Here is a 22,896-nt window from a genome sequence, read left to right on the forward strand (position 1 = left end):
TTCGTGCCACCCCGTAGCAAGAAGAAGACCGAACCCGCCGACATGAAGCAGATCCTGTGGCAGGCCGCGGACAAGCTGCGCGGCAGCTTGGACGCCGCCGCGTACAAGCACTACGTGCTGGGCCTCGTCTTCCTCAAATACGTCTCCGCAGCGATGAGCGAGAAGCGGGCGCAGCTGGAGGCCGAGCTGCGGGAGGAAGGAGGCTGGAGCGAGGAGGACATCCTCGTCACGTTGGAGGAGCGGCGCGAGTACACGGGCGCGGGCATCTTCTACGTACCTCCGACGGCCCGTTGGGAAGCCGTTCTCGAACGGGCCGGCGCGACCGTGGAGGGGCAGACGGTCGGCGAGGCGATCGATGCGGCGATGCTGGCGATCGAGGCGCAGAACCCGGCGCTGAAGAAGACCCTGCCGAAGATCTACGCCGCCGGCCGGGTCGACGACGAGCGACTCGTCGGACTGATCAGGCTGCTGGACCGGCTCGCCTTCCAGGAGCAGTTGGGCGACGACGGCCGCCGCAAGGGCGCGCGGGACATCATGGGGGAGGTGTACGAGTACTTCCTGGCCGAGTTCGCGCTGAAGGAGGGCCGCAAGGGCGGGGAGTACTTCACCCCCGAGAGCGTGGTCCAGCTGCTGGTGGAGGTGTTGGAGCCGAAGCCGGGGGAGCGGGTGTACGACCCTGCCTGCGGGTCGGGCGGCATGTTCGTGCAGGCGGAGAAGTTCATTGAGTCGCACGGCGGGAATCCGCTGAACGTCGCGGTCTACGGGCAGGAGCTCAACCAGACCACGTGGCAGCTGGCCCACATGAACCTGGCCATCCACGGTGTGGAGGCGAACCTGGGCGACGAGCCGGCCGACACCTTCCGCAACGACCAGCATCCGGAGCTCAAGGCGGATGTGGTGATGGCCAACCCGCCGTTCAACATCTCCGACTGGGGCGGGGAGCAGCTGGGCATGGACAAGCGCTGGGTGTACGGGGCTCCGCCCGTCGGTAACGCGAACTACGCCTGGCTCCAGCACATGATCAGCAAGCTCGCGCCGAGCGGCCGGGCGGGCGTCGTTCTCGCGAACGGCTCGATGAGCAGTAAGCAGTCCGGCGAGGGCGACATCCGCCGGGGCATGGTCGAGGACGACCTGGTGATGTGCATGATCGCGCTCCCCGGGCAGCTGTTCCGGTCGACGCAGATCCCGGCGTGCCTGTGGTTCCTCGCGGAGGGAAAGGGCCGGCACTCGGGGTGGGCGCGGGGGCGCAAGGGTGAGGTTCTGTTCATCGATGCGCGCGAGTTCGGCGTGATGAAGAACCGGACGCTGCGGGAACTGACGCCGGAGGAGATCGTCGGGCGCATCGGTGACACGGTGCGGGCTTGGCGGGGGGCGGGCGCGTACGAGGACGTGCCCGGCTTCTGCGCGAGTGTGGGCGTGGACGCGATCGCGGAGCACGACTTCGTGCTGACGCCGGGGCGGTACGTGGGCACGGCGGAGGTTGAGGTCGACCCGGACGCGGAGCCGGTGGAGGCGAAGATCGCGCGGCTGACTGCGTTGCTGCGGGAGCAGTTCGCGGAGTCGGAGCGGTTGGCGAAGGTTGTGGATGAGCAGTTGGGGAGGGTGTGATGGGGGAGTGGTTGGAGCTGACCATCAATGATGTCGCTCAGGTATTTGACGGTCCGCACGCTACACCGAAGAAGACGGCGGCAGGTCCCTGGTTTTTGAGTATCTCCAGTCTGGTGGGGGGGCGCCTGGTTCTCGAAGAATCGGCCCACCTTTCCGAGGCTGACTATGGGCGATGGACCAGCAGAGTCACCCCCCAAGCAGGGGACGTGCTGTTCTCATACGAGACTCGGCTAGGGGAGGCGGCTCTCATGCCTCCAGGTGTGAGAGCGTGTCTTGGCAGGCGCATGGGGCTGCTACGGCCGAAGCGGAACTTGGTTAGGCCTGATTTTCTTCTTTATGCCTACATGGGGCCCGAGTTCCAGCGGGTCATTGCTGAGCGTGCTGTTTATGGAGCTACCGTCGACCGGATCCCGCTCGTGGAGCTCCCCAAGTGGCCCATCCGCGTTCCCGCGCTAGGCGAACAACAGGCCATCGCCGAGGTGCTCGGTGCGCTGGACGACAAGATCGCGCTCAACGAGCAGACTCGCAGCACTCTCCTGGACCTTGCCAGTGCCCACTTCGCAGCGGTGATTGGAGGGAGCCATCCAGAGACAATTGGCGACCTCGCGGCTCTCTTCGACGGCCCGCACGCAACGCCCCAGAAGACACCAGAGGGCCCCTGGTTCCTCAGCATCAGCAGTCTCAAGAGCGGCTACCTGGACCTGGCGGAGTCGGCCCACCTGTCCGAGGATGACTTTCCTCGTTGGACGCGTCGTGTGCAGCCGCAAGGAGGAGACGTGCTCTTCTCCTACGAAACACGCCTTGGTGACGCGGCCCTTATGCCGGCCGGAGTCCGGGGAAGCCTCGGGCGCCGCATGGCGCTGCTGCGCAGTAAATCTGCCTCAGTCAGCGGCGCACTGCTCCTTCAGGCCTACCTGGCCCCCGCATTCCAGGAGGAGATCAAGCGCCGTACCATCCACGGCGCAACCGTCGACCGGTTGCCGCTCAAGGAAATGCCTGCCTGGCGCATTCACCTTCCTCCGGTCGGCGAGCGTGGACGGCTGTCCGCGAAACTCGACGCGCTGCACAGCACCGTGATGCAGAGGGCCACCGAAAATCGCACCCTAGCCACCCTCCGCGACACCCTCCTCCCCCAGCTCATCACCGGCAAGATCCGCGTCAAGGACGCCACCCGCGTAGTAGAGGAGGCCGTATGAGAAGCACCCACCCCCTCGGTGAGCCCCCCATCGACCGCCTCACCGAGAAGGAGCTGGAGCTGCACGCCCTCGGCATCCTCGGCGAGATCGGGTGGCAGCACGTCCCCGGGGCCGAGTTGGGGCCCGTGTACGGCGTACGAAAGGGGTGGGGGGACCTCGTCCTGTACCCCCACCTCCGCAAGGCGATCCGGCGGCGCTACCCGCAGCTGCCCGAGAGCGTGGCCGACGACGCCATACCGGCGCTCCTCGCCCAGCTCACGCAGTACGACCTCCGCGAGAACCACCGGTTCTACGAGCGGCTGACCGGCGGGGTCTCAGTCCCGTATGACGACCCTGCCACCGGTGACGCGCGCCACGCGGTCATCCGGCCCGTCGACTTCGGCGATCCCCACGCCAACGACCTGATCGCAGCCAGCCAGGTCCGGATCAAGAGCGTCAAGGACCGGACGTTCATATTCGACATCGTCCTGTACGTGAACGGGCTGCCGCTCGCCGTCATCGAGTTGAAGAAGGCGGACAGCAAGGACAGTGCCCGCACCGCCTACGACCAGCTCCAGGGCTATCGGCGCGAGTTGAAGCAGACAGGTACGTTCGCCACGTTCCTCGTCATGCTCGCCTCCGACGGGATCACCGCCCGCATGGGCACGCCGTTCACGCCCTGGCAGCACATGGCCCCGTGGCACGCCGACGACCAGGACCGCATGCTGCGCAAGCACCAGCGTGAGGACGGGCGGGCGCTGGAGCGCATGCTGTACGGGGCGTTCGAGCCGGCCCGGCTCCTGGACCTGATCGGCAACTTCCTCTCGTACTCCGCTGAGAAGTCCGGCGATGTCAACACGGTCAAGCTCGCCAAGGCACACCAGTACATCGCCGTGAACGCCGCCGTCCGTGCCACCGAGGCGGCCCTCGCGACCGACGGCCGGGCGGGAGTCGTCTGGCACACGCAGGGCGCGGGGAAGAGCGAGGAGATGCTCTTCTACGTGGGGAAGGCCGCCTCGACACCCGAGCTGTCGAGTCCGACCTTCGTCATGCTGACGGACCGCATCGACCTCGATGACCAGCTGTTCCGGACGTTCGCCGCCAGCGAGACCCTGCGCAAGCGGATCAAGGAGGAGCCGCAGACCGCCGACGACGCCGGAGAACTGCGCCGACTGCTGAACAGTCCCGAGAGCAATGGCGGGGTCATCTTCGCGACGCTTCAGAAGTTCCGGCTGACCGAGGCCGAGCGCAAAGCCGGTGTCCGGCATCCGCAGATCTCGCCGCGCCGTGACGTGATCGTCGTCGTCGACGAAGCCCACCGCAGCCACTACGACTTCATCGACGGCTACGCCCGCAACCTGCGCGACGCCCTCCCGAACGCCACGTTCATCGCCTTCACCGGCACCCCGATCAACAACAGCACGGGCAGCACGCAAGGCGTCTTCGGCGGGAACATCCACACGTACGACCTCACGCAGGCCGTCGACGACGGGGCCACCGTGCCCGTCTTCTACGAGCCGCACCTCGTCAAGGTCGACATGATCAAGGGTGCCGACCTCGACGATCTCAATGCCCGCGCCGAGGGGCTGATTGAAGGGCTGAGCGACGACGAGAAGCGTGCCGCGCGTCAGCAGTTCGGGCGGTACGAGGAGCTGATCGGTTCTCCCGCCCGCATCCGGGAACTGGCCGGGGGCCTGCTGGAGCACTGGGATGCGCGCAGCACGGAGATGCAGAAGCTGACGGGCTACAAGGGCAAGGGCATGGTCGTATGCGCCTCCCGGGCCATCGCCGCGCGACTGTTCGAGGAGGTGGTCCGTCGTAGGCCGGACTGGAAGGGGGAACGCGATCCGAAGACGGGGCTGTTGACCGACACCACCGGGCGTATCCGAGTCGTCTTCACCGGGAACGCCGCCACCGACACCGCAGAAGTCGCCGACTACATCCGCACGCCCACCCAGCTGAAGAAGATCCAGGCGCGGGTGACCGACGCCGAGGACGAACTGGAGCTGGTGATCGTCCAGTCCCTGTGGCTGACCGGTTTCGACGCGCCACCCCTGCACACGCTCTACCTGGACAAACGCATGCGCGGCGCCGCGCTCATGCAGGCCATCGCCCGCGTCAATCGTACCTGGCCCGGCAAGCCCTCCGGGCTGGTCGTCGACTTTCAGGGCGTCATACGGGAGATCAAGGAAGCCCTCGCCGAGTATTCCGAGCAGGACCAGGCGGACCCCATGCTGGGCGCTGACCTCGCGGGTGCGGTCCAGATCGTCCGGGAGAGCCACCAGCAGATCGTGGACATTCTGCATGGGTGCCGGTGGAGGAAGACGCTCGCAGTAGGCGGTCCCCGTTCATACCGCGAGGCCTTGGTCGAGGTGCTGGAGTTCCTGATCGCGCCCGAGCCGGGTCTGGGACCCGAACAGTCAACGCGCAAGCAGCGTTTTATGTATCACTCCGGGCTGCTCCGGCAGGCTTTCTCGCTCTGCCCGACCGACCAGCGCGTACAGGACCTGCTGCCTGACATCCGTTTCTTCGAATCCGTGCGGAAGTCGCGGGAGAAGTACACGGCCGATGAGCGACAGGAGCAGGGCGCAGCCACGGCGGCGGACACGGAACTGCTCATCGCGCAGCTTCACGCCTCGGTCATCGCAGCCGACGGCGTCGTGGACATCTACGACGCGGCCGGCCTGACCAAACCGGACCTGTCCCATCTGGACGAGTCCCTCCTGCGCAAGCTCCAAGCGTCGAAGCGCCCCAACCTGGCGATCGAGGCACTCCGGCGGGCCCTGCTCAAGGAGATCCGGGACGCCCACCCCCGCAACCTGACCCGACAGGAGAGCTTCACGAGCCGGGTGCGGGCGGCGATGAACCGGTACACGAACGGCCTTCTGACGGCTGCCGAGTTCATGAAGTTCCTCATCGAACTGGCGCAGGAGGTCTCCGCCGACCGGGGACGGGCCGAGGACCTCGGGCTGACCGAGGACGAGCTGGCCTTCTATGACGCGCTGGCCGCCGATCCTTCGGCGGTCGAGCAGATGGAGGACTCGGTCCTCGCGCGGATCGCGCACGAGCTCTACGAGCAGATCCGCAAGGACGTCACCGTCGACTGGAAGCTCAAGGAGCAGGCCAGGGACCGGATCATGGCCCGCGTGCTCCGGCTCCTGCGGAAGTACGGATATCCGCCGGACAAGCAGCCTGCGGCGATCGAGCGGGTGCTGAAGCAGGCGGAGGACCTGGCCGAGGCGATGGCCTGAGCCGGACGGCTGTCGCTGAAGCGCCTGCCCCGGCGCGGATCGCTTCCCGGAGCTCGGGTCTCGGGGTTCGGGATGCGAGCCCCGGATCGGTCCTGTTCCCTCTTTCGTGTGTACGGGGAGTGCGGTCCGCCCGGGTCTCGGGTCTCGGGATCCGAGACCCGAGACCCGGGCCTCAAGAGTCGAGCGCTGTTGTACAACCGGTAGGTAGAAGATGAGGTTGGGGGAAAACCTCCCCACCCTCCCTACCTGTCACGGCGAGCAAGTGTGACTATTCGTGACCGACTTGCGGCGCAGAGTCGCGGCTGCTTACGGTGCCGCCAGACGAAGCGACCCCGACGCGGTGTGTCAGCACCGGCCGGGGTCTCACCTCAAGATCGACCCCATAGAAAGACGATCTCGTGGCTGCCCAAGACCATAGCCCCGCCCTGCCGTCCCCCGCTCGTTCGGCCCCGTATCCGAAGGCGAGTCCCGGCTACGGCAAGCGCGCCGTCCCAGACCAGCGCCCGCCCCAAGCGCACGATTTCGCGGCGCTGCCCGAACGGGAGCGGTACATCGCCGGATATGTGGACCGCCTCCCCGACGGTGCGGCAATGAGCATCAAGTCGCTCGCCAAGTGTCAGCCTTTGTACGGTCAGATGGCCGTCGGCAGTGCGCTGCGGGCCCTGGCCGTGGCCGGTCATCTGCGCCAGGTCCGATGCGCGGCCGGTGACGGCGAATCCATCCGCTGGGTCACCCGCACCTTCTGGTCGCGAACGGCTCGCGACAACGAGTGGTGGACCGCCTTCCTGGCCGCCGAGGAGAGCCGCTGCGCTCCGCAGCCGGTGGTGGCGCCCGCAGGCCCGCCGCCGCCATGGGTGTCGGCCGAACCCGCCGCCACGGAAGCGACGGAGGCCCCGGTCCTGCCGAAGCAGCGCGCCGAGCAGTCGCAGGGCCCGTCACCCGCGTATCTCGCCCTCGCAGAGCTGGGCCGTACGGATCCGCGTCTGGCGCTCTCCGCCGCCGACTGCACGGTCCTGGAGCAGTTGGCCGCCCAGTGGTTCGCACACGGTGTGGACGCGGACTACCTCACCCGCGCCCTCACCGCCGGGCTACCCGAGGCCGTCGACTCACCCGTGGGCTTCGTCCGGCGCCGCCTGCTCGACAAGCTCCCGCCGTACCTTCCCGCCGCGCAGGGCGCGCCCGCTCGCCGCCTGATGATCGAGTGCGCCGAATGCGGTGCGCTCGGGAAGGCCGAGGTGTTCCGTGACGGACTGTGCGGCCCGTGCCTCCGCAGCGCCCAGGGCACGGTCGCCGACCCGGCGCCCGAGGGGAACTCCGGCGCAGGGTGTGACGTCCGAGGCCACGTGCGAAGGCTCCGCGAGCAGCTGAAGGCGGGCTGAGCCCGGCGTCTAGGCCCAGCCAAGGGCACCTACGGCGTGTCCACCAGGCCCATGAAGAGCATCGCGGTGAACAGGACGCTGATGGGGGCGGCCACGGCGAGGAGGACCGAGGTCGCCGGCCGCTTCCGCATGCATATCCAGCTCGCGAGCAGTACACCGAGGCTCAGGACGAGGCCGCAGCAGGAGACCACGAAGGCCGGACCGAAGCTCGCGTCGAAGCGGTGGGCCTCCTCTTCCGTGCACGAGTCGCAGGCCATCGGCATCAGCATGCTGATGAGCAGCGCGTAGAACGCGGCCGGGAGCGTGATGACCGTCGAGGCCAGCGGAGCGATCCAGGGGTTCCGGGGGAACTCGTCCAAGGCGTCGTCGTCCTGGGCGTCGTCCTGCGCGTCGGTCTGTGACATGGGCACGATTGCATCAGGTGTGCGACGGCCGCACATGAGTTGTTCTACCTAGACCCTCAACTGTCGTACCCCGCACCTACGATCGCGGCATGAGAGCTTCCGGCACCTTCACCGTCAACTCCTTCGTTCCCTCCGAGCTGAAGCCCGAGCCCGAGGTGGCCACCGCGTTGCCCGTCGGGGTGGCGACCCTCGTGAAGACCTTCGAGGGGGAGGTGGCGGGGCGGTCCACGACGTTGTTCACCGCCGCCTTCGACCAGGCGTCGGGGGTCGGTACGTACATCGCCATGGAGTCCTTCGAGGGGGCGCTCGCCGGGCACGAGGGGACGTTCAACTTCGTGCACTCGGCCGCCACCAGCGGCAGCGACCGGGCGAATGAGTTCTTCTCGATCGCGCCGGGGAGCGGGACCGCCGCCCTCGCCGGGATCAGCGGGGGCGGCGGTCTCGCCGTCGATGAGGACGGCACGCATCGGATCTGGTTCGACTTCGAGCTCGGCGGTCAGTAGACGAGCGCCTGGTCCATCTCGCTCTGCCAGTACGTGACGAAGCCGTTGTCGTCCCAGTAGGTGCCGGCGGGCAGCGTCAGCTCGGTCGACGCGGAGTTGATGGGCCCGTCGTTGCGGTCGGCGAAGGTGACGCCGAGGTGCTTGCTCGGGTAGGGCTTGTGGCCGTTCGGCTCGCCCGTCAGGCCGATCGCGGCGTAGGCGGACTGTCCCGGGTCCAGCGTCACCACGGCCTGCGGCTTGCTGTCCTGGAGCACCCGGAACACCGCCTGCGCGCCGTCGAAGCGGAGCATCGGCGCGTGGTACGCGTAGCAGGGGCGGTCGCCCGTGTTGGTGACCGTGAGCAGCAGGTGGTTGATCGGGCGGGTCACCTTGGTGACGGTGACCTTCGTGTTCGCGCCGGTGCAGGTGACCGGGGTCTTGGGCTTCGGCGCGGGCTTCGGCTTGGACGCGGGCTTCCCGGCGGACTCGGCGGGCTTCTCGGCCGGCTGCGTTGCGGGCTTCTCGGCGGGCTTGGTGGTGGCGGAGGCCGGTTCGGTGTCCGTGGGGGACGTCGAGTCCTTGTCCGGCGCGGTCGTCGGCGCGTCGTCGGTGGCCTGGACGGACGCCGCCGGCTTCTTCGCGTCGGTGCCGTCGTTCCCGCCGCACGCCGTGAGCGAGAGCGCGGCGAGGACGGCGGTCGCCGCGAGGACGGTGGTGCGGATGCGGTTGCTGCGCATGGTGGTACTCCCCGTGAGTTCGGTGTGTTCGGTCGTGAAGGGTGTTCGGTCGTGCCGGTGTGGTCAGTTCCGGCAGATCAGGAGCAGGACGATCGCGGTCGTCACGATCAAGACCCCGATCGCCAGCGCATCGGTCAGTTCGATGCGGAAGAGGGTTCGCATTGCTTGGCCCCGTGGTCGCTGTGGTGTGGTCCGAGCTTGTGGCACGGCCGATTCCGGCCGCAACGCCCGACACACCATTGGGGATGCTGGAATGCCTGCGCGTACTGTGACCTGGGCAGATTCCACGTCCCTGGAACGGTGATCCGGGACGGACCAGGAGGGGGAACGCCGCAGTGGCGACGCCGGAGGCCGAGGAACTAGCGGGCCTGCTGAAGAAACTGAAGGACCGTTCGGGGCGCAGTTACGGGGTGCTCGCGGGCCGCTTGCACGTCAGTACGTCGACGCTCCACCGGTACTGCAACGGGGACGCGGTCCCGGGCGAGTTCGCGCCCGTGGAGCGGTTCGCGCGCCTCTGCGGGGCGACCGCCGACGAGTTGGTGGAGGTCCACCGGCGGTGGATCCTCGCGGACGCCGCGCGGGGGCGGGGCAAGGCGGAAGCGGCTGTTCCGGCGGCGGTCGTGGAACCTGAGCCGGTGAAGCCGGAGGCCGTGGCGCCTGTGCCGGTGGCGCCCGAGCCCGTCGAGCCGGAGGCCGTAAAGCCTCCGCCCGTGGACCCCGAGCCGGGTGCCCCCGAGCCCCTACGTGAAGACCCCGCTCCCTCCCGCTGGCGCCGGGCCTCCGCCCGTACGCGCGTCCTCCTCGCCGCCGCGGCCGTCGTCGCGCTCACCGTCCCCACCGCCGTCGTCATCGGCCAGCTCAAGCAGACCGGTGCCGACGCGGCCGCGGGCGCCCCGGGCGGGCACGGCACGACAGCCGGAAAGGGAGACGACTTCGTCTCCGCGTCCCCGTACAGCCCCTCGCCCTCGGTCAGCGCATCGAAGCGGCCCAGCGCCTCCGCGACCGCCGGTTCGGCCAGTCCCTCCGTACGGACGTCGCCGTCCGCCTCGCGCACCACCGGCGCGCCCGGGGGCGGGCCGGGGAAGCCGCCCACGGTGACGATCAGCTCGTACAACTGGGAGGAGCCCTGCGGGCAGTACTACCTGCTGGGCCAGGACCCGGCGACCGTGCCGCCCCCGCCGCCGCCCAACAGCACCCGGGGCTGGGCGCGGGCGCTCGGCGGGGTGGACGGGGGTTCCATGAAGCTGGAGCTGACCGTGCAGGGCACCTCCGCGCAGGCCGTCGTGCTGACCGGGCTCCGGGTGAAGGTGCTGAGCCAGCGGGCGCCCGTGCAGCAGCCGGCGTTCTCGATGGGCGAGGGGTGCGGCAGCGGCATCGAGCCCCAGTCCTTCGACGTGGACCTGGACGACAGCCGCCCGGCGCTCAAACCGGTTGCCGGGCAGCAGGGCGACGAGACCGTGCCCGCCAAGAACTTCCCGTTCCGGGTGTCGTCCAGCGATGTGGAGGTCTTCGACCTCGACGCGCACGTGGAGGGCCACGACGTCAGCTGGTACCTGGAGCTGGACTGGTCCAGCGGCGGCCGTACGGGGACCCTGCGCGTGGACGAGGGCGGCGAGCCGTTCCGTACGAGCAGCATCGCGGGGCGCCCGGAGTACTACTACCGCTACGACACCTCGGTCTGGGAAAAGCGCTGAGCGGCACGCGGCCCCCGGGAAGGGTCGCGTGCCGCTCGAACGGGTCAGGCGTCAGGCGCGCTTGCGGCGGCGGGCCATGACCACGAGGCCCGCACCGGCGGCGACGACCACGGCGCCTCCCACGGTGATCGGGACCATGTTGTCGCTACCGGTCGTCGCCAGGTCGCCCTCGGGCTGCGAGGGGCTGGGCGACGGGACCGCGGCGCCCGGGGTCGTCGTGCCCGACGGGGTGGCGGACGGCGTGGCGGTGCCGGACGGGGTGGCCGAGGGCGAAGGGGTGCCGGTCGCCGGGGGCGTCGAGGAGGGCGTGCCGCTCGGGGTCGTGCTCGGCTGCGGGGTGCCGGGCACCTCGGGCAGGCAGCCGGTGAACGGGAAGTGGTGCGTCTCCGCGCCGCCCGAGCCGTGCAGCGAGGCCACCCACACCGAGCCGTTGACCGGGGCGGCCGTGCCCAGCTCCAGGTGCGCGTACGGGGCGAGCACGCTGCCGGGCCAGGCGGCCTGGCTGTTCTTGACGACCTTCGTGGCGTTCGGGAAGTTCCAGAGCAGCTTGGCGCGGACCGCGCCGTCGTCCGCGCTCTGCGTCTTGTCGTCCAGGACGAAGTCCTGACCGCCCGACAGGAAGAAGCCGGTCGTGCCGGCCGCCTGCATGTCGTACGTCTGACCGGTGACGTTGACGATCGTCGTCGCCCCGGCCGGGACCTTGACGAAGACCTCCTTCGCCTTCTCCAGCTGCGACGCCTCGACCGAGAACACGTTCCGGCCGGTGTCCGTGCCGGTCAGCGTCAGCCGGTTGCCGTCGAGGCTCGCGGTGGCGCCGGAGGTCGCCGACTCCTTGGCCAGCGCGTCCGCGTACGACCGGAGCTTCGCGAACTCGCCGTCGAAGTCGATCAGATCGGCCTTCTTGCCGAAGGTGCCGTTGTGCATCTCGACCGCGCGGTCCTTGACCTCGCCGCCGACGACGGCGTTGCCCTTCATGACGACGGTGGCGGAACCGCCGTTGAGCAGGTCGCCGCGCACGACGAGCGAGGCCCGGCCGGGCAGTGCGTCGACCTGGGCGGCCGTCAGCTCGTTGCCGACGCTGAACCCGCCCTTGAAGTCGGCGTTGCCGCCGACCGCCACGGCGCCTTCGGCGTCGGGGGAGTGGACGTCGTCCCCGAGGACGAACTCGCCGTACTTCCCGGCGATTCCGAAGGCGTCGGTCGTGCAGTCCGCCGAGGCGGGGGCGGCCTGGACGGCCGGAGCGACGGTGAGCCCGAGAACGAGGGCACCGCCGAGCGCCGCGAGGGCGGCGGAGGTCGGTATGCGCATGGTGCGTGGGTCTCCTGCGGAGCAGTTATGAAGGTTCTGTGGCGACTCCGGTCATGATTCTCATACTCGGGGAAATTGGTCAAGACCAATGAGGGCATCGGCCCTCATTGGTTATGGAGTTCAGCGCCCCACGTGTCCCGTGAACGCGGCCCAACTGGTCGGCGCGACGGTGAGCACGGGGCCTTCCAGGTTCTTGGAGTCGCGCACGTGCACGGCGGAGGTGTGCGCGGCGACCTCGACGCACTGGCCGCCTTCGTCGCCGCTGTAGCTCGACTTGAACCAGTCGTAGGCGACTTCGAGGCAGGCGCCTCCTTCGCTGCCGCTGTAGCTGGACTTGAACCACGTACGTGCAGTGCTCATTGCTCTCCCAGCAAGATTCTCAGCAGGCGCAAAGATTCCTCTGGCGTCAGCGCCTGGGTTCGCAGCATCGCATATTTCTGGGAGAGGATGCTGACCTCGTCGGGATCGGATACCAGCAGGCTGCCGCGCTGCGTTTCGGAGTACGCGACGCGCTGGTAGTCGGGCGTTTCCAGCAGGGTGAAGGGCCCGTTCAGCCCGGCGTGGACCCGGCTGTCCAGGGGGAGGATCTGGAGGCAGACGCCCGGGAGTTGGGCGACGCGGACCAGATGCCGCAACTGCTCCCGGTGCTCCTCGTCGCCGAGCAGCTGCATCCTGAGTACCGGCTCCCAGATGACGAAGCTGATCGTCGGCGGCGACTTGCGGTGCAGGATCTCCTGGCGCTCGATCCGGCTGGCCGTCTGCTCCTCGATCTCCTCCTCGCTGAAGGCCGGGATGCGGTTGCGGAAGACCGCGCGGGCGTACGCCTCGGTCTGGAGGAGGCCCGGCAGGACCTGGTTGTCGTACCAGGACAGCGCCAGGGCGTGCTTCTCCAGATCCATGTACGCCTCGGCCCAGACCGGGGTGAGGTCCATCTCGGGCAGGTTGTCCAACGCCGTCAGCAGCGCGCCCTTCGTGTCCATGACCCCGTCCAGCGTCCGGGCCAGCGCCGGCACCAGGCTCCGGCGGCCCTGCTCGATCGACGCGATCGTCTCCGGCTGTACGACGGCCGCGTCCGCCAGTTGATGCTGTGTCAGCCCGGCCATGCGGCGGAAATGGGCGACGAGGGCGCCCATCATCTTCATGATCGACGCGTCCTTGCGCCGACGGCTCTTGCTTTGCATACGGTGCCCACTCCCCACCCGGGCCCCCGCTTCACGCCTGCCCGACCCGTACAAGTTATGTGTACGGGTGCTCACTGTGCGCGATGTCCGCCATATCGCCCCCGTCACGGGGAAGGTGCGAGCCACCTACCCCTTTCAAGGAGCGACGACATGACCAGCGGCACCGACGACAGACCGGAACTGCGGACAGACGACCCCGTTGCCGATACCGCCCTCGTGGAGCGCGCCCACCGCCTCAGGCGCCGGCTCGAACGGCTCATCGGGATCGCCGCGACCGAGGGGAACGAACTGGTCCCGCTACGGAACGGGGACGCGATCTTCGCCGCGATGCTGGACAGCATCCGCCGCGCCGAGCACACCGTGGACATGATGACGTTCGTCTACTGGCGCGGCGACATCGCGCGGGAGTTCGCCGCCACCCTGGCGGACCGCGCCCGCGCCGGGGTCCGCGTACGGCTGCTGCTCGACGGGTTCGGGAGCAGGCTCATAGAGAAGGACCAGCTGGCGGCCATGGAGGACGCGGGCGTCCAGGTCGCGTGGTTCCGCAAGCCGCTCTACCTCTCGCCCCTGAAGCAGAACCACCGCTGCCACCGCAAGGTCCTCGTGGTGGACGAGGAGGCCGCGTTCACCGGCGGCGTCGGGATAGCCGAGGAGTGGTGCGGCGACGCGCGGAACGAGAACGAGTGGCGTGACACGCACGTCCGCGTACGGGGCCCGGCCGTCGACGGACTCGCCGCGGCCTTCGCGCAGAACTGGGCCGAGTGCCACGACGAACTCTTCGACGCGCGCGACCGGTTCCGGAACATCCCGCCGCGGGGCGACGCCGTGGTGCAGGTGGTGCGGGGCTCGGCCAGCGTCGGCTGGCAGGACATGCAGACCCTGCTCCGGGTCGTCCTGGAGACCGCCGAGGAACGCGTCAGGATCGCCACGGCCTACTTCGCCCCGGACGCCTTCTTCGTGGAGCTGATGTGCGCGGCGGCGCGGCGCGGGGTCGAGGTGGAGATCCTGCTGCCGGGCCCGCACACGGACAAGCGGGTCTGCCAGCTCGCCGGGCAGCTGTACTACGAGCGGCTCACGGCGTGCGGCGTGAAGATCCACCACTACCAGCCGACGATGATGCACGCCAAGATCATCACCGTCGACCGGGTCGCCGCGCTGATCGGGTCCACGAACATCAACCGCCGTTCCCTGGACCACGACGAGGAGGTCATGCTCGCGGTCCTGGACCGGGAACTCACCGCCACGCTCGACGCCCACTTCGCGGAGGACCTGAAGGCGAGCGAGCTCATCGAGGGCCGGAGGTGGCGGCGCAGGTCCGTCGCGCAGCGGCTCCGCGAGGCGTCGGTGCGGCCGCTGCGCCGCTTCCTCTGAGCGCCCGTCATTTTCAGCGCGCCATGGAAACGAGAACGACTTTTCCGCGGGGGGCGTGGTCGCGAATGTCGGCCTTATCGGCCAGCTTCAGGATCAGGGGCCAGCCGAAGCCCCCCGTACCGCCGCTGAGGTCGGGCTTTCGCTGTCGCGGGCGGTCCCTACTGGGGTCGGCGACCTGTACGTACAGCATGGCTTCGTCCGCCCAGAAGCTCAGCGCGGTCACCGCGCCCGCGTGCCGGATCGCGTTCGTCACCAGTTCGGACACCAGGAGCAGCAGGTCCTGGATGGTCGTCGCCGCCGGTCGTGGGTCGAGTGTCGCCACGAACGCCTTGGCGGCCGCCCGTGCGTCGGCCGCCCTGGACGGCGGAGGCTCGGTCACTGTCGTCGGGTGCGGCGCGGGAGACACCGCCGCGGAGTCGAGGTCAGTCATTTTCTCCCCCGGAGAAATGATCGTCGAACGGTCTGAATTCTTCTTCTTCCCTCGGGTCCCAGGCGTATCCGGCTTTTTTCCCGTACGTGGGGCAAGCGATTGAGCACGTCGACTCGGGGCATACGGGGCAAGTGAATTCCGGCCCGGCGCCGGAAAGAGGCCATGGCCGAAGGGGACACCAGATGACCGACTCAGCCGACTCCGTCCGCGACGCACTCCTGGTCACCCAGCCGGTGCCCGACCTCCAGCTCCAGCTGCTGATCCAGCTGCTCGACCGGGAGACCCGGTCCGGCCTGCCGCTGACGCTCGCCGTTCCCGCCGGAGTGCTGCACGGCGACGTGATCGGTCATGAAGCGTGGAAGGCGGAGTGGGCCCGCAGCCTGCGCCAGGTCGAGGGCGAAGGAGCGAACCTCCTCGCGGAGTTCCCCGAGACGGTGGACCAGGGCCTCAAGGAGATGGGGGCCGAGGAGGACGCCCCGTTCCTGCCCCGGTGGATCCACCTGCGGGACGCGACCCTCGTCTGCGGCGGGGTGGCCCCGCTGCGGCTGCCGCTGTGGCGGGGCAGGCTGTCCGACGTATCGGGATGGACGCTGGGGCGGCCGGAGTAGCGGAGAGGGGCGGGGCCGCGACGGCCCCGCCCCTCCCGGCGCCTCAGAGCCGCTCGGGCGTCCGGATGCCGAGCAGCGCCATGCCCCGGTGCAGGGTGCGGGCGGTGAGGTCGCAGAGGAACAGCCGGTTCTCGACCACCTCGGCCGTGTTGTCCTCGCTCAGCACGTGGCACTGGTCGTAGAACGTCGTGAAGAGCGACGCGAGCTGGTAGAGGTACGCCGCCAGCTTGTGCGGCTCGTAACCGGCGGCCACCTCGGCCAGCACCTCGCCGAACTGGTCCAGATGCAGGCCCAGCGCCCGCTCCGCCGGGGCCAGCTCCAGCTCCGGGTGCGCGACCGGCTTCGCGTCGCCCGCCTTGCGCAGGATCGACTGGATACGCGCGTACGCGTACTGGAGGTACACCGAGGTGTCGCCGTTCAGCGACACCATCTGGTCCAGGTCGAACTTGTAGTCCCGTACGGCGGAGGTCGACAGGTCCGCGTACTTCACGGCGCCCACGCCGACGTACCGGCCGTTCTCCACGATCTCCTGCTCGGTCAGGCCCACCTTCTCGGCCTTCCCCCGGACCACGTCCGTCGCCCGCTCGACGGCCTCGTCCAGCAGGTCCTCCAGCCGGACCGTGACGCCCTCACGGGTCTTGAACGGCTTGCCGTCCTTGCCGAGCACCGTGCCGAACGCGAGCTGGTGCGCCTTCACGTCCTCGTTCAGCCAGCCCGCACGCCGGGCCGTCTCGAAGACCATCTTGAAGTGCAGCGACTGCCGCGCGTCCACCACGTACAGCAGGGTGTCCGCCTCGAGGTTCTGCACCCGGTCGCGGATCGCGGAGAGGTCGGTCGCCGCGTAGCCGTAACCGCCGTTCGTCTTCTTGACGATCAGCGGGACCTTGTTGCCGTCGGGGCCCAGCACGTCGTCGAAGAAGACGCAGAGCGCACCCTCGGAGCGGACGGCGACGCCCGTCTCCTCCAGGATGCGGCAGGTCTCCTCCAGCATGTCGTTGTAGCCGGACTCGCCGACGATGTCGGGGTCGCTGATCTCCATGTCGAGCTTGTCGAAGACCGAGTAGAAGTAGATCTTCGACTCGTCCACGAACCGCTGCCACATGGCCAGCGTCTCCGAGTCGCCCGCCTGGAGCGCGACCACCCGGTCCCGGGACCGGGCCTTGAACTCCTCGTCCGAGTCGAACAGGACCCGCGACGCCTTGTAGAGCCGGTTCAGCGAGGACATCGCGGCCTCGCCGTCCTCCTGGCCGCCCTCGTGGTCCAGCTCGTGCGGGTGCTCCACGAGGTACTGGATGAGCATGCCGAACTGCGTGCCCCAGTCGCCGATGTGGTGGCGCCGGACCACGGACTCGCCGGTGAACTCCAGGATCCGCACCATCGCGTCACCGATGACGGCGGACCGCAGGTGGCCGACGTGCATCTCCTTGGCCACGTTGGGCTGGGCGTAGTCGATGACCGTGGTGCCCGCCGCCTCGTCCGCCGGGACGCCCAGCCGGTCGCCGTCGGCGGCGCGCGCGGCCAGGGTCTCGGTGATCGCCCGGTCGGTCAGCGTGACGTTCAGGAAGCCGGGGCCGGAGACCTCGATGTCCTTGATCAGGTCCGAGGCCGGGAGCGCGTCGGTGACCTGGGCGGCCAGCTCGCGCGGATTGCCCTTGAGCTTCTTGGCGAGCGCCAGGATGCCGTTGGCCTGGAAATCGGCCCGGTCGCTTCGGCGCAGCAGCGGATCGGCGGTGCCCGCATCCGGCAGTGCTGCCGTCAGGGCGTCCGCCAGCTGCTGCTGGAGCGTGGAAGCGAGGGAATTGACCGAGGCCATGAGTCTGGCTGCCGTTTCCGTAGGGGACTGAGGATCGGTCCAGTATCCCACGGGGCGTAAAGCCGTTTTCGTGCTGCGGCCCGCACCTGGGAGAATGGGCGGTGCCCCTACCAGTCCTGGACGAGAGAAGGACGTGCCGACCGTGGCTCAGAGTCAGAGCAGCACCGAGACCGACTGGGTCTCCCGCTTCGCGGACGAGGTCATCGCCGAATCGGAGCGTCGTGCGCCTGGCAAACCGGTCGTCGTCGCCTCCGGCCTCTCCCCGTCGGGCCCGATCCACCTGGGCAACCTCCGCGAGGTCATGACCCCGCACCTGGTCGCCGACGAGATCCGCCGCCGCGGGTACACCGTGCGCCACCTGATCTCCTGGGACGACTACGACCGCTACCGCAAGGTGCCGAACGGCGTCCCCGGCATCGACGCCTCCTGGGCCGAGCACATCGGCAAGCCGCTGACCTCGGTGCCCGCCCCGGCCGGGTCCGCGTACCCGAACTGGGCCGAGCACTTCAAGGCCGCCATGACCGCGTCCCTGGACGAGCTCGGCGTCGAGTACGACGGCATCAGCCAGACGGAGCAGTACCTCGCGGGCACCTACCGCGAGCAGATCCTGCACGCCATGCGCCACCGCGCGGACATCGACGCCATCCTCGACCGCTACCGCACCAAGAAGGACCCGGCGGCCGGCGGCAAGGGCGGCAAGAAGCCGCAGCAGAAGAAGGTGGACGAGGCCGAGCTGGAGGCCGAGGCCGGTTCCGGCGCGGCCGGCGAGGACGACGGCTCCGGCGGCTCCGCCGGCTACTTCCCGTACAAGCCCTACTGCGGCAACTGCGAGAAGGACCTCACCACCGTCACCTCGTACGACGACGACAGCACCGAGCTGAACTACACCTGCACCGCCTGCGGCTTCGCCGAGACCGTGCGGCTCGGCGAGTTCAACCGGGGCAAGCTGGTCTGGAAGGTCGACTGGCCCATGCGCTGGGCCTACGAGGGCGTGATCTTCGAGCCCAGCGGCGTCGACCACTCCTCGCCCGGCTCCTCCTTCGTCGTCGGCGGCCAGATCGTCCGCGAGGTCTTCGACGGCGTCCAGCCGATCGGGCCGATGTACGCCTTCGTCGGGATCTCCGGCATGGCCAAGATGTCCTCCTCCAAGGGCGGCGTGCCCACCCCGGCCGACGCCCTGAAGATCATGGAGGCCCCGCTGCTGCGCTGGCTCTACGCCCGCCGCAGGCCCAACCAGTCCTTCAAGATCGCCTTCGACCAGGAGATCCAGCGGCTCTACGACGAGTGGGACTCGCTGGCCCGCAAGGTCGCCGACGGCACGGTCCTCCCGGCCGACGCCGCCGCGTACAGCCGCGCGATCGGCACGGCCACCGGTGCGCTCCCGAGCACACCGCGCCCGCTGCCGTACCGCACGCTCGCCTCGGTCGCGGACATCACGGCCGGCGCGGAGGACCAGACGCTGCGCATCCTCAGCGAGCTGGACCCGGCGAACCCGCTGACCTCGCTGGACGAGGCCCGCCCGCGCCTCGACCGCGCCGAGAGCTGGATCACCACCCAGGTCCCGGCCGAGGCCCGCACCATCGTGCGCGACGAGCCGGACAAGGAGCTGCTCGGCTCGCTGGACGACCAGGGCCGCGAGTCGCTGCGGCTGCTCCTGGAGGGCCTGGACACGCACTGGTCCCTGGACGGCCTGACCACGCTCGTCTACGGCGTGCCGAAGGTCCTCGCCGGTCTGGAGCCCGACGCCAAGCCGACGCCCGAGCTGAAGACCGCCCAGCGGTCCTTCTTCGCCCTGCTCTACCGGCTGCTCGTCAGCCGCGACACGGGCCCCCGCCTGCCCACGCTGCTGCTCGCGGTGGGGGCGGACCGGGTGCGGACGCTCTTGGGCGCGTAGTACGGATGCGTCGAGGGGCCGTCTCCCGGGTGGGAGGCGGCCCCTCGTGCGTCGTGCGCTTACGCGATGTGATCGGCTTCCAGCTCCGCGTGGAAGCGCCGCTTGAAGTCCGGCATCAGCTGCCGGATCAGCGCCTCGCCGCGCGGGTGGCGGACGTTGTGCCCGTCCGACAGGTGTATGTCCAGCACCGCGACGCTCGGGTAGTCGTTGTTCTCCGCGATGAACGCCGAGAACACCTCGTACGCGATCTCGGCGAACTCCTCGTCCTGCTGCGTCCACTGCTGCGCGGGCTCCTGGACGGGCTCCGGCAGCGGTTCCGGCAGGGGCTCCGGTACGGGGATCTGCTCGGGCTGCCCGCCGGGGACGGTGCTCCCGACCGTGCCCACGTTGCCCAGCGGGCGGGTGCGGCCCGGGCCCGTGGGGACCTGGTGCGGGACCGGGCCCTCGACCTCGAAGTCCGGGTCGTACGTGCCCTCGTACACCTTGGCGGTCGCCTGCGCCGGGAACCAGGGGTTGTCGTTCTCGTCGGTGGTGGGCTGCGCGGGGCCGTGCTGCGGCGCCTCCGGGGTCGCCGTCTGCGGCAGCTCCGGGTGCTGCTGGGCCGTCTCCACGGCGGGGGCGGCGTGGGGCTGCGGCTCCGGCACGGGCAGCGGCATCGCGGCCGGTTCCGGGGCCGGGGGCAGGAGGGCCGGTTCGATGCCGGCGGCGGCCAGGCCGGCGGGGCCGGTGTCGGCGAGCGGGACACCGTACTTCGCGAGGCGCAGGGGCATCAGGGACTCGACCGGTGCCTTGCGGCGCCAGGCGCGGCCGTAGCGGGCCTGGAGGCGGGCCTGGTAGATCAGGCGGTCCTGCTCCAGCTTGATGACCTGCTCGTAGCTGCGGAGCTCCCAGAGCTTCATCCGGCGCCAGAGCCGGAAGGTGGGGACCGGCGAGAGCAGCCACCGGGTGAGGCGGACGCCCTCCATGTGCTTGTCGGCCGTGATGTCCGCGATCCGGCCCACCGCGTGGCGGGCGGCCTCGACGGAGACGACGAAGAGCACCGGGATCACGGCGTGCATGCCGACGCCGAGCGGGTCGGGCCAGGCGGCGGCGCCGTTGAACGCGATCGTCGCGGCCGTCAGCAGCCAGGCCGTCTGGCGCAGCAGCGGGAACGGGATGCGCAGCCAGGTGAGCAGCAGGTCCAGGGCCAGCAGGACGCAGATGCCCGCGTCGATGCCGATCGGGAAGACCAGCGAGAAGTCGCCGAACCCCTTGCTCAGGGCCAGCTCGCGCACCGCGGCGTACGAACCGGCGAAGCCGATCGCGGCGATCAGCACCGCACCGGCCACGACCAGACCGATCAGTATCCGGTGCGTGCGCGTCAGCTGCATCGCAGCCACCCCCCATCCCCTCCCTGTTCCCTTGTCCTCGCCTGTTCCTGTCGCCGGTGGCGTGTCTCCGGCGGGCACAGCCTGGCACATGTGTGCGAGAGGTGTCGCGGGGGGAGGGGCCGGGGCGGCCGCGGCTGTCGCTGTTAGGACGCGGCCTTGGCCGACGAACTGGGCTTCTTCGACGGCTTCTTGGAGGAGTCGTCGGACGCCGTGTCAGTTGCCTTGTCGCTTGCCTTGTCGCTTGCCTTCGGGGACGCGTCGGTCTTCGCGTTCGCGTCGGCGACGGCCGCGACCGCGTCCTTGGCGGCCATCGTGGCGCCCGTCAGGATCGTCTCGGCGTCCGGCGTCTTCGAACCGGCGTAGCCCGCGCCGTTGTAGTTGACGACCACGACGACGTTCCCCGTACGGGCGACGATCGTCGTGAACCGGAAGTCCTCGTCCGTCTTGGACTGGTCGTACGCGATCTTCGTCGCCTGGTCGCCGATGCCGCTGACGGACCCGGTCGCGACGTTCTTCGCGCCGTCGGTCGCCTCGGACTTCTTGACCTGCTTGTCGAACTCCTCGCCCGCGCGGGCGGCCCCGCTGCCCAGGGTCTGGTCCGAGGCGAAGCGGGTGAAGCCGACGTCCAGCCAGCGGTACTGGGAGCCCTTGACGCCCTTGTCGGCCAGCCCGTTCCAGGAGCAGCCGGTGCGGACGGACGCGTCGCTGGACTTGCTGCGCGTGCCGTTCTTGCTCTTGGCGGAGGGGACCAGGGACGTGACGGTCTTCGCCTCGACGGCCGAGCAGGGGTCGGGCAGCTCGGCGAACTTCGCCGCCTCGACGGCCGGTTCCGACTTCGTGGCGTCCGGCGAGGCGGAGGCGGAGGAGTCCGCCTCCTTCTTGTCGCCGGAGTCCGACGAGCAGCCGGCGACGACGAGCATCACCGGGACGGCGGCGCAGGCGAGTATGCGGGTGAGTCGCGGGGCTGATCGGTGCATGGTTCCTTCACTCGGATGGCGCGGCGGTCGGGGGACGGTGGTGCGGCGGTAGCCGTACGGAGACAGGCGGCGGCGCTCGGCCACCGGTGGCTCCGGAGGGCCACGGTACGACGGACGGCGACCGGATGCCGCCTTCGCCGACGGGTGCGGGGAGCGGTGCGCGGGCGGGCCCGGCGGGGCGCGGGCGGCCTCAGTCGTTGAACGAATCGACCAGCTGACGGGCCAGTGCCTGGGCCTTCTCCTGGAGTTCCTGGCTGTCGGGGACCTCGGTGGGCATGGCCGGCTGGGCGGTGTACTCGACGGTCACGATGACGTTGGATGTGCGGAACACCACGCTGACGGTGCGGTGACGGGCGGGGGCGCCGGCCCGGCTGAGCGCGTCGTCCAGGAACGCGCTGTCGCCCAGCTTGTCGAGCAGCCGGGGCTGGAGGCTGTCGGCGGGGCTGCCGGGGGTGGTGCCGCCGGTGTCGCCGGTCGCGCCCTTGTCGTCCGCGCCGTCCGTGCTGCCCGTGCCGTCCGTGCTCGCCGTACCGTCCGCGCTCTCCGTGCCCTCCGTGCCCGCGTCCGGGTCGCCGGAGCCGGACGGGGAGGCGTCGGGGGTCTCCGGCGGCAGGGCGGTGTCGGGCAGGTCGGCGGCGGTCTCCTTCTTCGCGTACACCTCGCGGGCGCGGTCGTCGTCGCTCACGGCGGTGTCGTAGGAGACGACGCGCTCGAAGTCCAGGTGGATGCTGCGGGTGCCCTCGGGGGCGTCGGACTTCCAGCGGCAGCCGACCCGCCGGTCGGTGTCGTACGTGACCGTGGCGGCGCCCTCGAACACCTTGCCCTGCTGGGCCTCCGGCAGGTCGGCGGTCCCGGGCAGGAGGTCCTTGAGGGTGGCCGGCGGGACGGCCCGGCAGGCGTCGGGGAGCGTGAGGTACTTGCCCGGGGGCGCGGCGGAGGTGGTGGGGGTGTTGCCCGGCTTGCCGTCGGGGGCGGATTCGCCGCTTCCGGTGTCGCTGGTGCAGCCGGCGGCGAGTGCCGCGATGAGCACGGCGCCGGTCGCGTACGCCATTCGTCGCACGGTCCTGGGCTCCCTTCGTGCGAAAAACGGTTGCCGCCCGATGGCGGCCGGTGGACACAATGTGTATCGCACGCGCCGCTGTGAACGCCGGTCGGCCGACTCATTTGCCGATCTTGGCGCCGGTTTTGCGCTTTCAGACTTTTACGGGGGAATC

The 22,896-nt window shown here is 69.7% G+C and carries 19 protein-coding genes; 9 read left to right on the forward strand and 10 right to left on the reverse strand.

Features of this window, described 5'->3' with window-relative positions:
- Positions 1 to 3: 3 nt before the first annotated feature.
- The 4 genes from ACIQZN_RS24480 (at position 4) to ACIQZN_RS24495 (ending at position 7,413) form a co-directional block, all read left to right on the forward strand.
- Entirely contained in the window at positions 4 to 1,608 is a 1,605-nt protein-coding gene (locus ACIQZN_RS24480) for a type I restriction-modification system subunit M (RefSeq protein WP_403997670.1), read from the forward strand.
- Complete coding sequence (locus ACIQZN_RS24485) at positions 1,608 to 2,804, forward strand: restriction endonuclease subunit S (protein WP_403997673.1); 1,197 nt, start codon at positions 1,608 to 1,610, stop codon at positions 2,802 to 2,804. Before ACIQZN_RS24480 ends, ACIQZN_RS24485 begins: the two co-directional genes overlap by 1 nt.
- Positions 2,801 to 6,034, forward strand: a complete 3,234-nt coding sequence (locus ACIQZN_RS24490) for a type I restriction endonuclease subunit R (protein ID WP_403997676.1) — start codon at positions 2,801 to 2,803, stop codon at positions 6,032 to 6,034. The genes ACIQZN_RS24485 and ACIQZN_RS24490 overlap by 4 nt, the downstream gene beginning before the upstream one ends.
- 398 nt (positions 6,035 to 6,432) lie before the next feature.
- Entirely contained in the window at positions 6,433 to 7,413 is a 981-nt protein-coding gene (locus ACIQZN_RS24495) for a MarR family transcriptional regulator (protein WP_403997679.1), read from the forward strand.
- A gap of 29 nt (positions 7,414 to 7,442) precedes the next feature.
- Here the strand turns inward: ACIQZN_RS24495 and ACIQZN_RS24500 are convergent, their stop codons facing one another.
- Positions 7,443 to 7,817 (reverse strand): DUF983 domain-containing protein, encoded by a 375-nt coding sequence (locus tag ACIQZN_RS24500; protein ID WP_403997682.1) that lies wholly within the window; start codon positions 7,815 to 7,817, stop codon positions 7,443 to 7,445.
- An 89-nt stretch (positions 7,818 to 7,906) separates the two neighbouring features.
- On the opposite strand from ACIQZN_RS24500, the gene ACIQZN_RS24505 reads away from it, so the two are divergent.
- Entirely contained in the window at positions 7,907 to 8,320 is a 414-nt protein-coding gene (locus ACIQZN_RS24505; protein WP_403997685.1) for a DUF3224 domain-containing protein, read from the forward strand.
- Here ACIQZN_RS24505 and ACIQZN_RS24510 read toward each other — a convergent pair.
- A complete protein-coding gene (locus ACIQZN_RS24510) occupies positions 8,314 to 9,036 on the reverse strand; it encodes a DUF4232 domain-containing protein (protein ID WP_403997688.1) in 723 nt (240 codons plus the stop codon). The two genes, ACIQZN_RS24505 and ACIQZN_RS24510, sit on opposite strands and share 7 nt — an antisense overlap.
- A gap of 335 nt (positions 9,037 to 9,371) precedes the next feature.
- Between ACIQZN_RS24510 and ACIQZN_RS24515 the strand changes: the two genes are divergently transcribed.
- A complete protein-coding gene (locus ACIQZN_RS24515; protein WP_403997691.1) occupies positions 9,372 to 10,730 on the forward strand; it encodes a helix-turn-helix domain-containing protein in 1,359 nt (452 codons plus the stop codon).
- A gap of 51 nt (positions 10,731 to 10,781) precedes the next feature.
- Here the strand turns inward: ACIQZN_RS24515 and ACIQZN_RS24520 are convergent, their stop codons facing one another.
- From ACIQZN_RS24520 to ACIQZN_RS24530, 3 genes are all read right to left on the reverse strand, one after another.
- The gene (locus ACIQZN_RS24520; protein ID WP_403997694.1) at positions 10,782 to 12,038 is read right to left on the reverse strand and encodes a choice-of-anchor A family protein; all 1,257 of its coding nucleotides are present in this window, start codon (positions 12,036 to 12,038) and stop codon (positions 10,782 to 10,784) included.
- 120 nt (positions 12,039 to 12,158) lie between these two features.
- Complete coding sequence (locus tag ACIQZN_RS24525; RefSeq protein ID WP_403997697.1) at positions 12,159 to 12,398, reverse strand: DUF397 domain-containing protein; 240 nt, start codon at positions 12,396 to 12,398, stop codon at positions 12,159 to 12,161.
- A complete protein-coding gene (locus ACIQZN_RS24530; RefSeq protein WP_403998110.1) occupies positions 12,395 to 13,180 on the reverse strand; it encodes a Scr1 family TA system antitoxin-like transcriptional regulator in 786 nt (261 codons plus the stop codon). The genes ACIQZN_RS24525 and ACIQZN_RS24530 overlap by 4 nt, the downstream gene beginning before the upstream one ends.
- A 189-nt stretch (positions 13,181 to 13,369) precedes the next feature.
- Here ACIQZN_RS24530 and ACIQZN_RS24535 point away from each other — a divergent pair, with 189 nt between their 5' ends.
- Complete coding sequence (locus ACIQZN_RS24535) at positions 13,370 to 14,590, forward strand: phosphatidylserine/phosphatidylglycerophosphate/cardiolipin synthase family protein (RefSeq protein ID WP_403997700.1); 1,221 nt, start codon at positions 13,370 to 13,372, stop codon at positions 14,588 to 14,590.
- A gap of 13 nt (positions 14,591 to 14,603) precedes the next feature.
- On the opposite strand, the gene ACIQZN_RS24540 is transcribed toward ACIQZN_RS24535, so the two are convergent.
- The gene (locus ACIQZN_RS24540; RefSeq protein ID WP_403997703.1) at positions 14,604 to 15,020 is read right to left on the reverse strand and encodes an ATP-binding protein; all 417 of its coding nucleotides are present in this window, start codon (positions 15,018 to 15,020) and stop codon (positions 14,604 to 14,606) included.
- A 182-nt stretch (positions 15,021 to 15,202) separates the two neighbouring features.
- On the opposite strand from ACIQZN_RS24540, the gene ACIQZN_RS24545 reads away from it, so the two are divergent.
- The gene (locus ACIQZN_RS24545) at positions 15,203 to 15,628 is read left to right on the forward strand and encodes a hypothetical protein (RefSeq protein ID WP_403997706.1); all 426 of its coding nucleotides are present in this window, start codon (positions 15,203 to 15,205) and stop codon (positions 15,626 to 15,628) included.
- A gap of 43 nt (positions 15,629 to 15,671) precedes the next feature.
- Here the strand turns inward: ACIQZN_RS24545 and argS are convergent, their stop codons facing one another.
- Positions 15,672 to 17,441 (reverse strand): arginine--tRNA ligase, encoded by a 1,770-nt coding sequence (gene argS / locus ACIQZN_RS24550; RefSeq protein ID WP_403997709.1) that lies wholly within the window; start codon positions 17,439 to 17,441, stop codon positions 15,672 to 15,674.
- Between the two features lie 133 nt (positions 17,442 to 17,574).
- Here argS and lysS point away from each other — a divergent pair, with 133 nt between their 5' ends.
- Positions 17,575 to 19,335, forward strand: coding sequence for a lysine--tRNA ligase (gene lysS, locus ACIQZN_RS24555; RefSeq protein WP_403997712.1), 1,761 nt, complete (start codon positions 17,575 to 17,577; stop codon positions 19,333 to 19,335).
- Positions 19,336 to 19,394: 59 nt separating this feature from the next.
- Here the strand turns inward: lysS and ACIQZN_RS24560 are convergent, their stop codons facing one another.
- The 3 genes from ACIQZN_RS24560 to ACIQZN_RS24570 form a co-directional block, all read right to left on the reverse strand.
- On the reverse strand, positions 19,395 to 20,705 hold the full coding sequence (locus tag ACIQZN_RS24560) for a DUF2637 domain-containing protein (protein ID WP_403997714.1): 1,311 nt from the start codon (positions 20,703 to 20,705) through the stop codon (positions 19,395 to 19,397).
- Between the two features lie 143 nt (positions 20,706 to 20,848).
- On the reverse strand, positions 20,849 to 21,682 hold the full coding sequence (locus ACIQZN_RS24565) for a DUF3558 domain-containing protein (RefSeq protein ID WP_403997716.1): 834 nt from the start codon (positions 21,680 to 21,682) through the stop codon (positions 20,849 to 20,851).
- Between the two features lie 190 nt (positions 21,683 to 21,872).
- Positions 21,873 to 22,733 carry a DUF3558 domain-containing protein gene (locus ACIQZN_RS24570; RefSeq protein WP_403997719.1) on the reverse strand — a complete coding sequence of 287 codons (861 nt, stop codon included), beginning with the start codon at positions 22,731 to 22,733 and terminating at the stop codon, positions 21,873 to 21,875.
- Positions 22,734 to 22,896: the final 163 nt, after the last annotated feature.

The sequence above is a fragment of the Streptomyces sp. NPDC097595 genome (assembly GCF_044761525.1).
GTDB classification, from domain to species: domain Bacteria; phylum Actinomycetota; class Actinomycetes; order Streptomycetales; family Streptomycetaceae; genus Streptomyces; species Streptomyces drozdowiczii_A.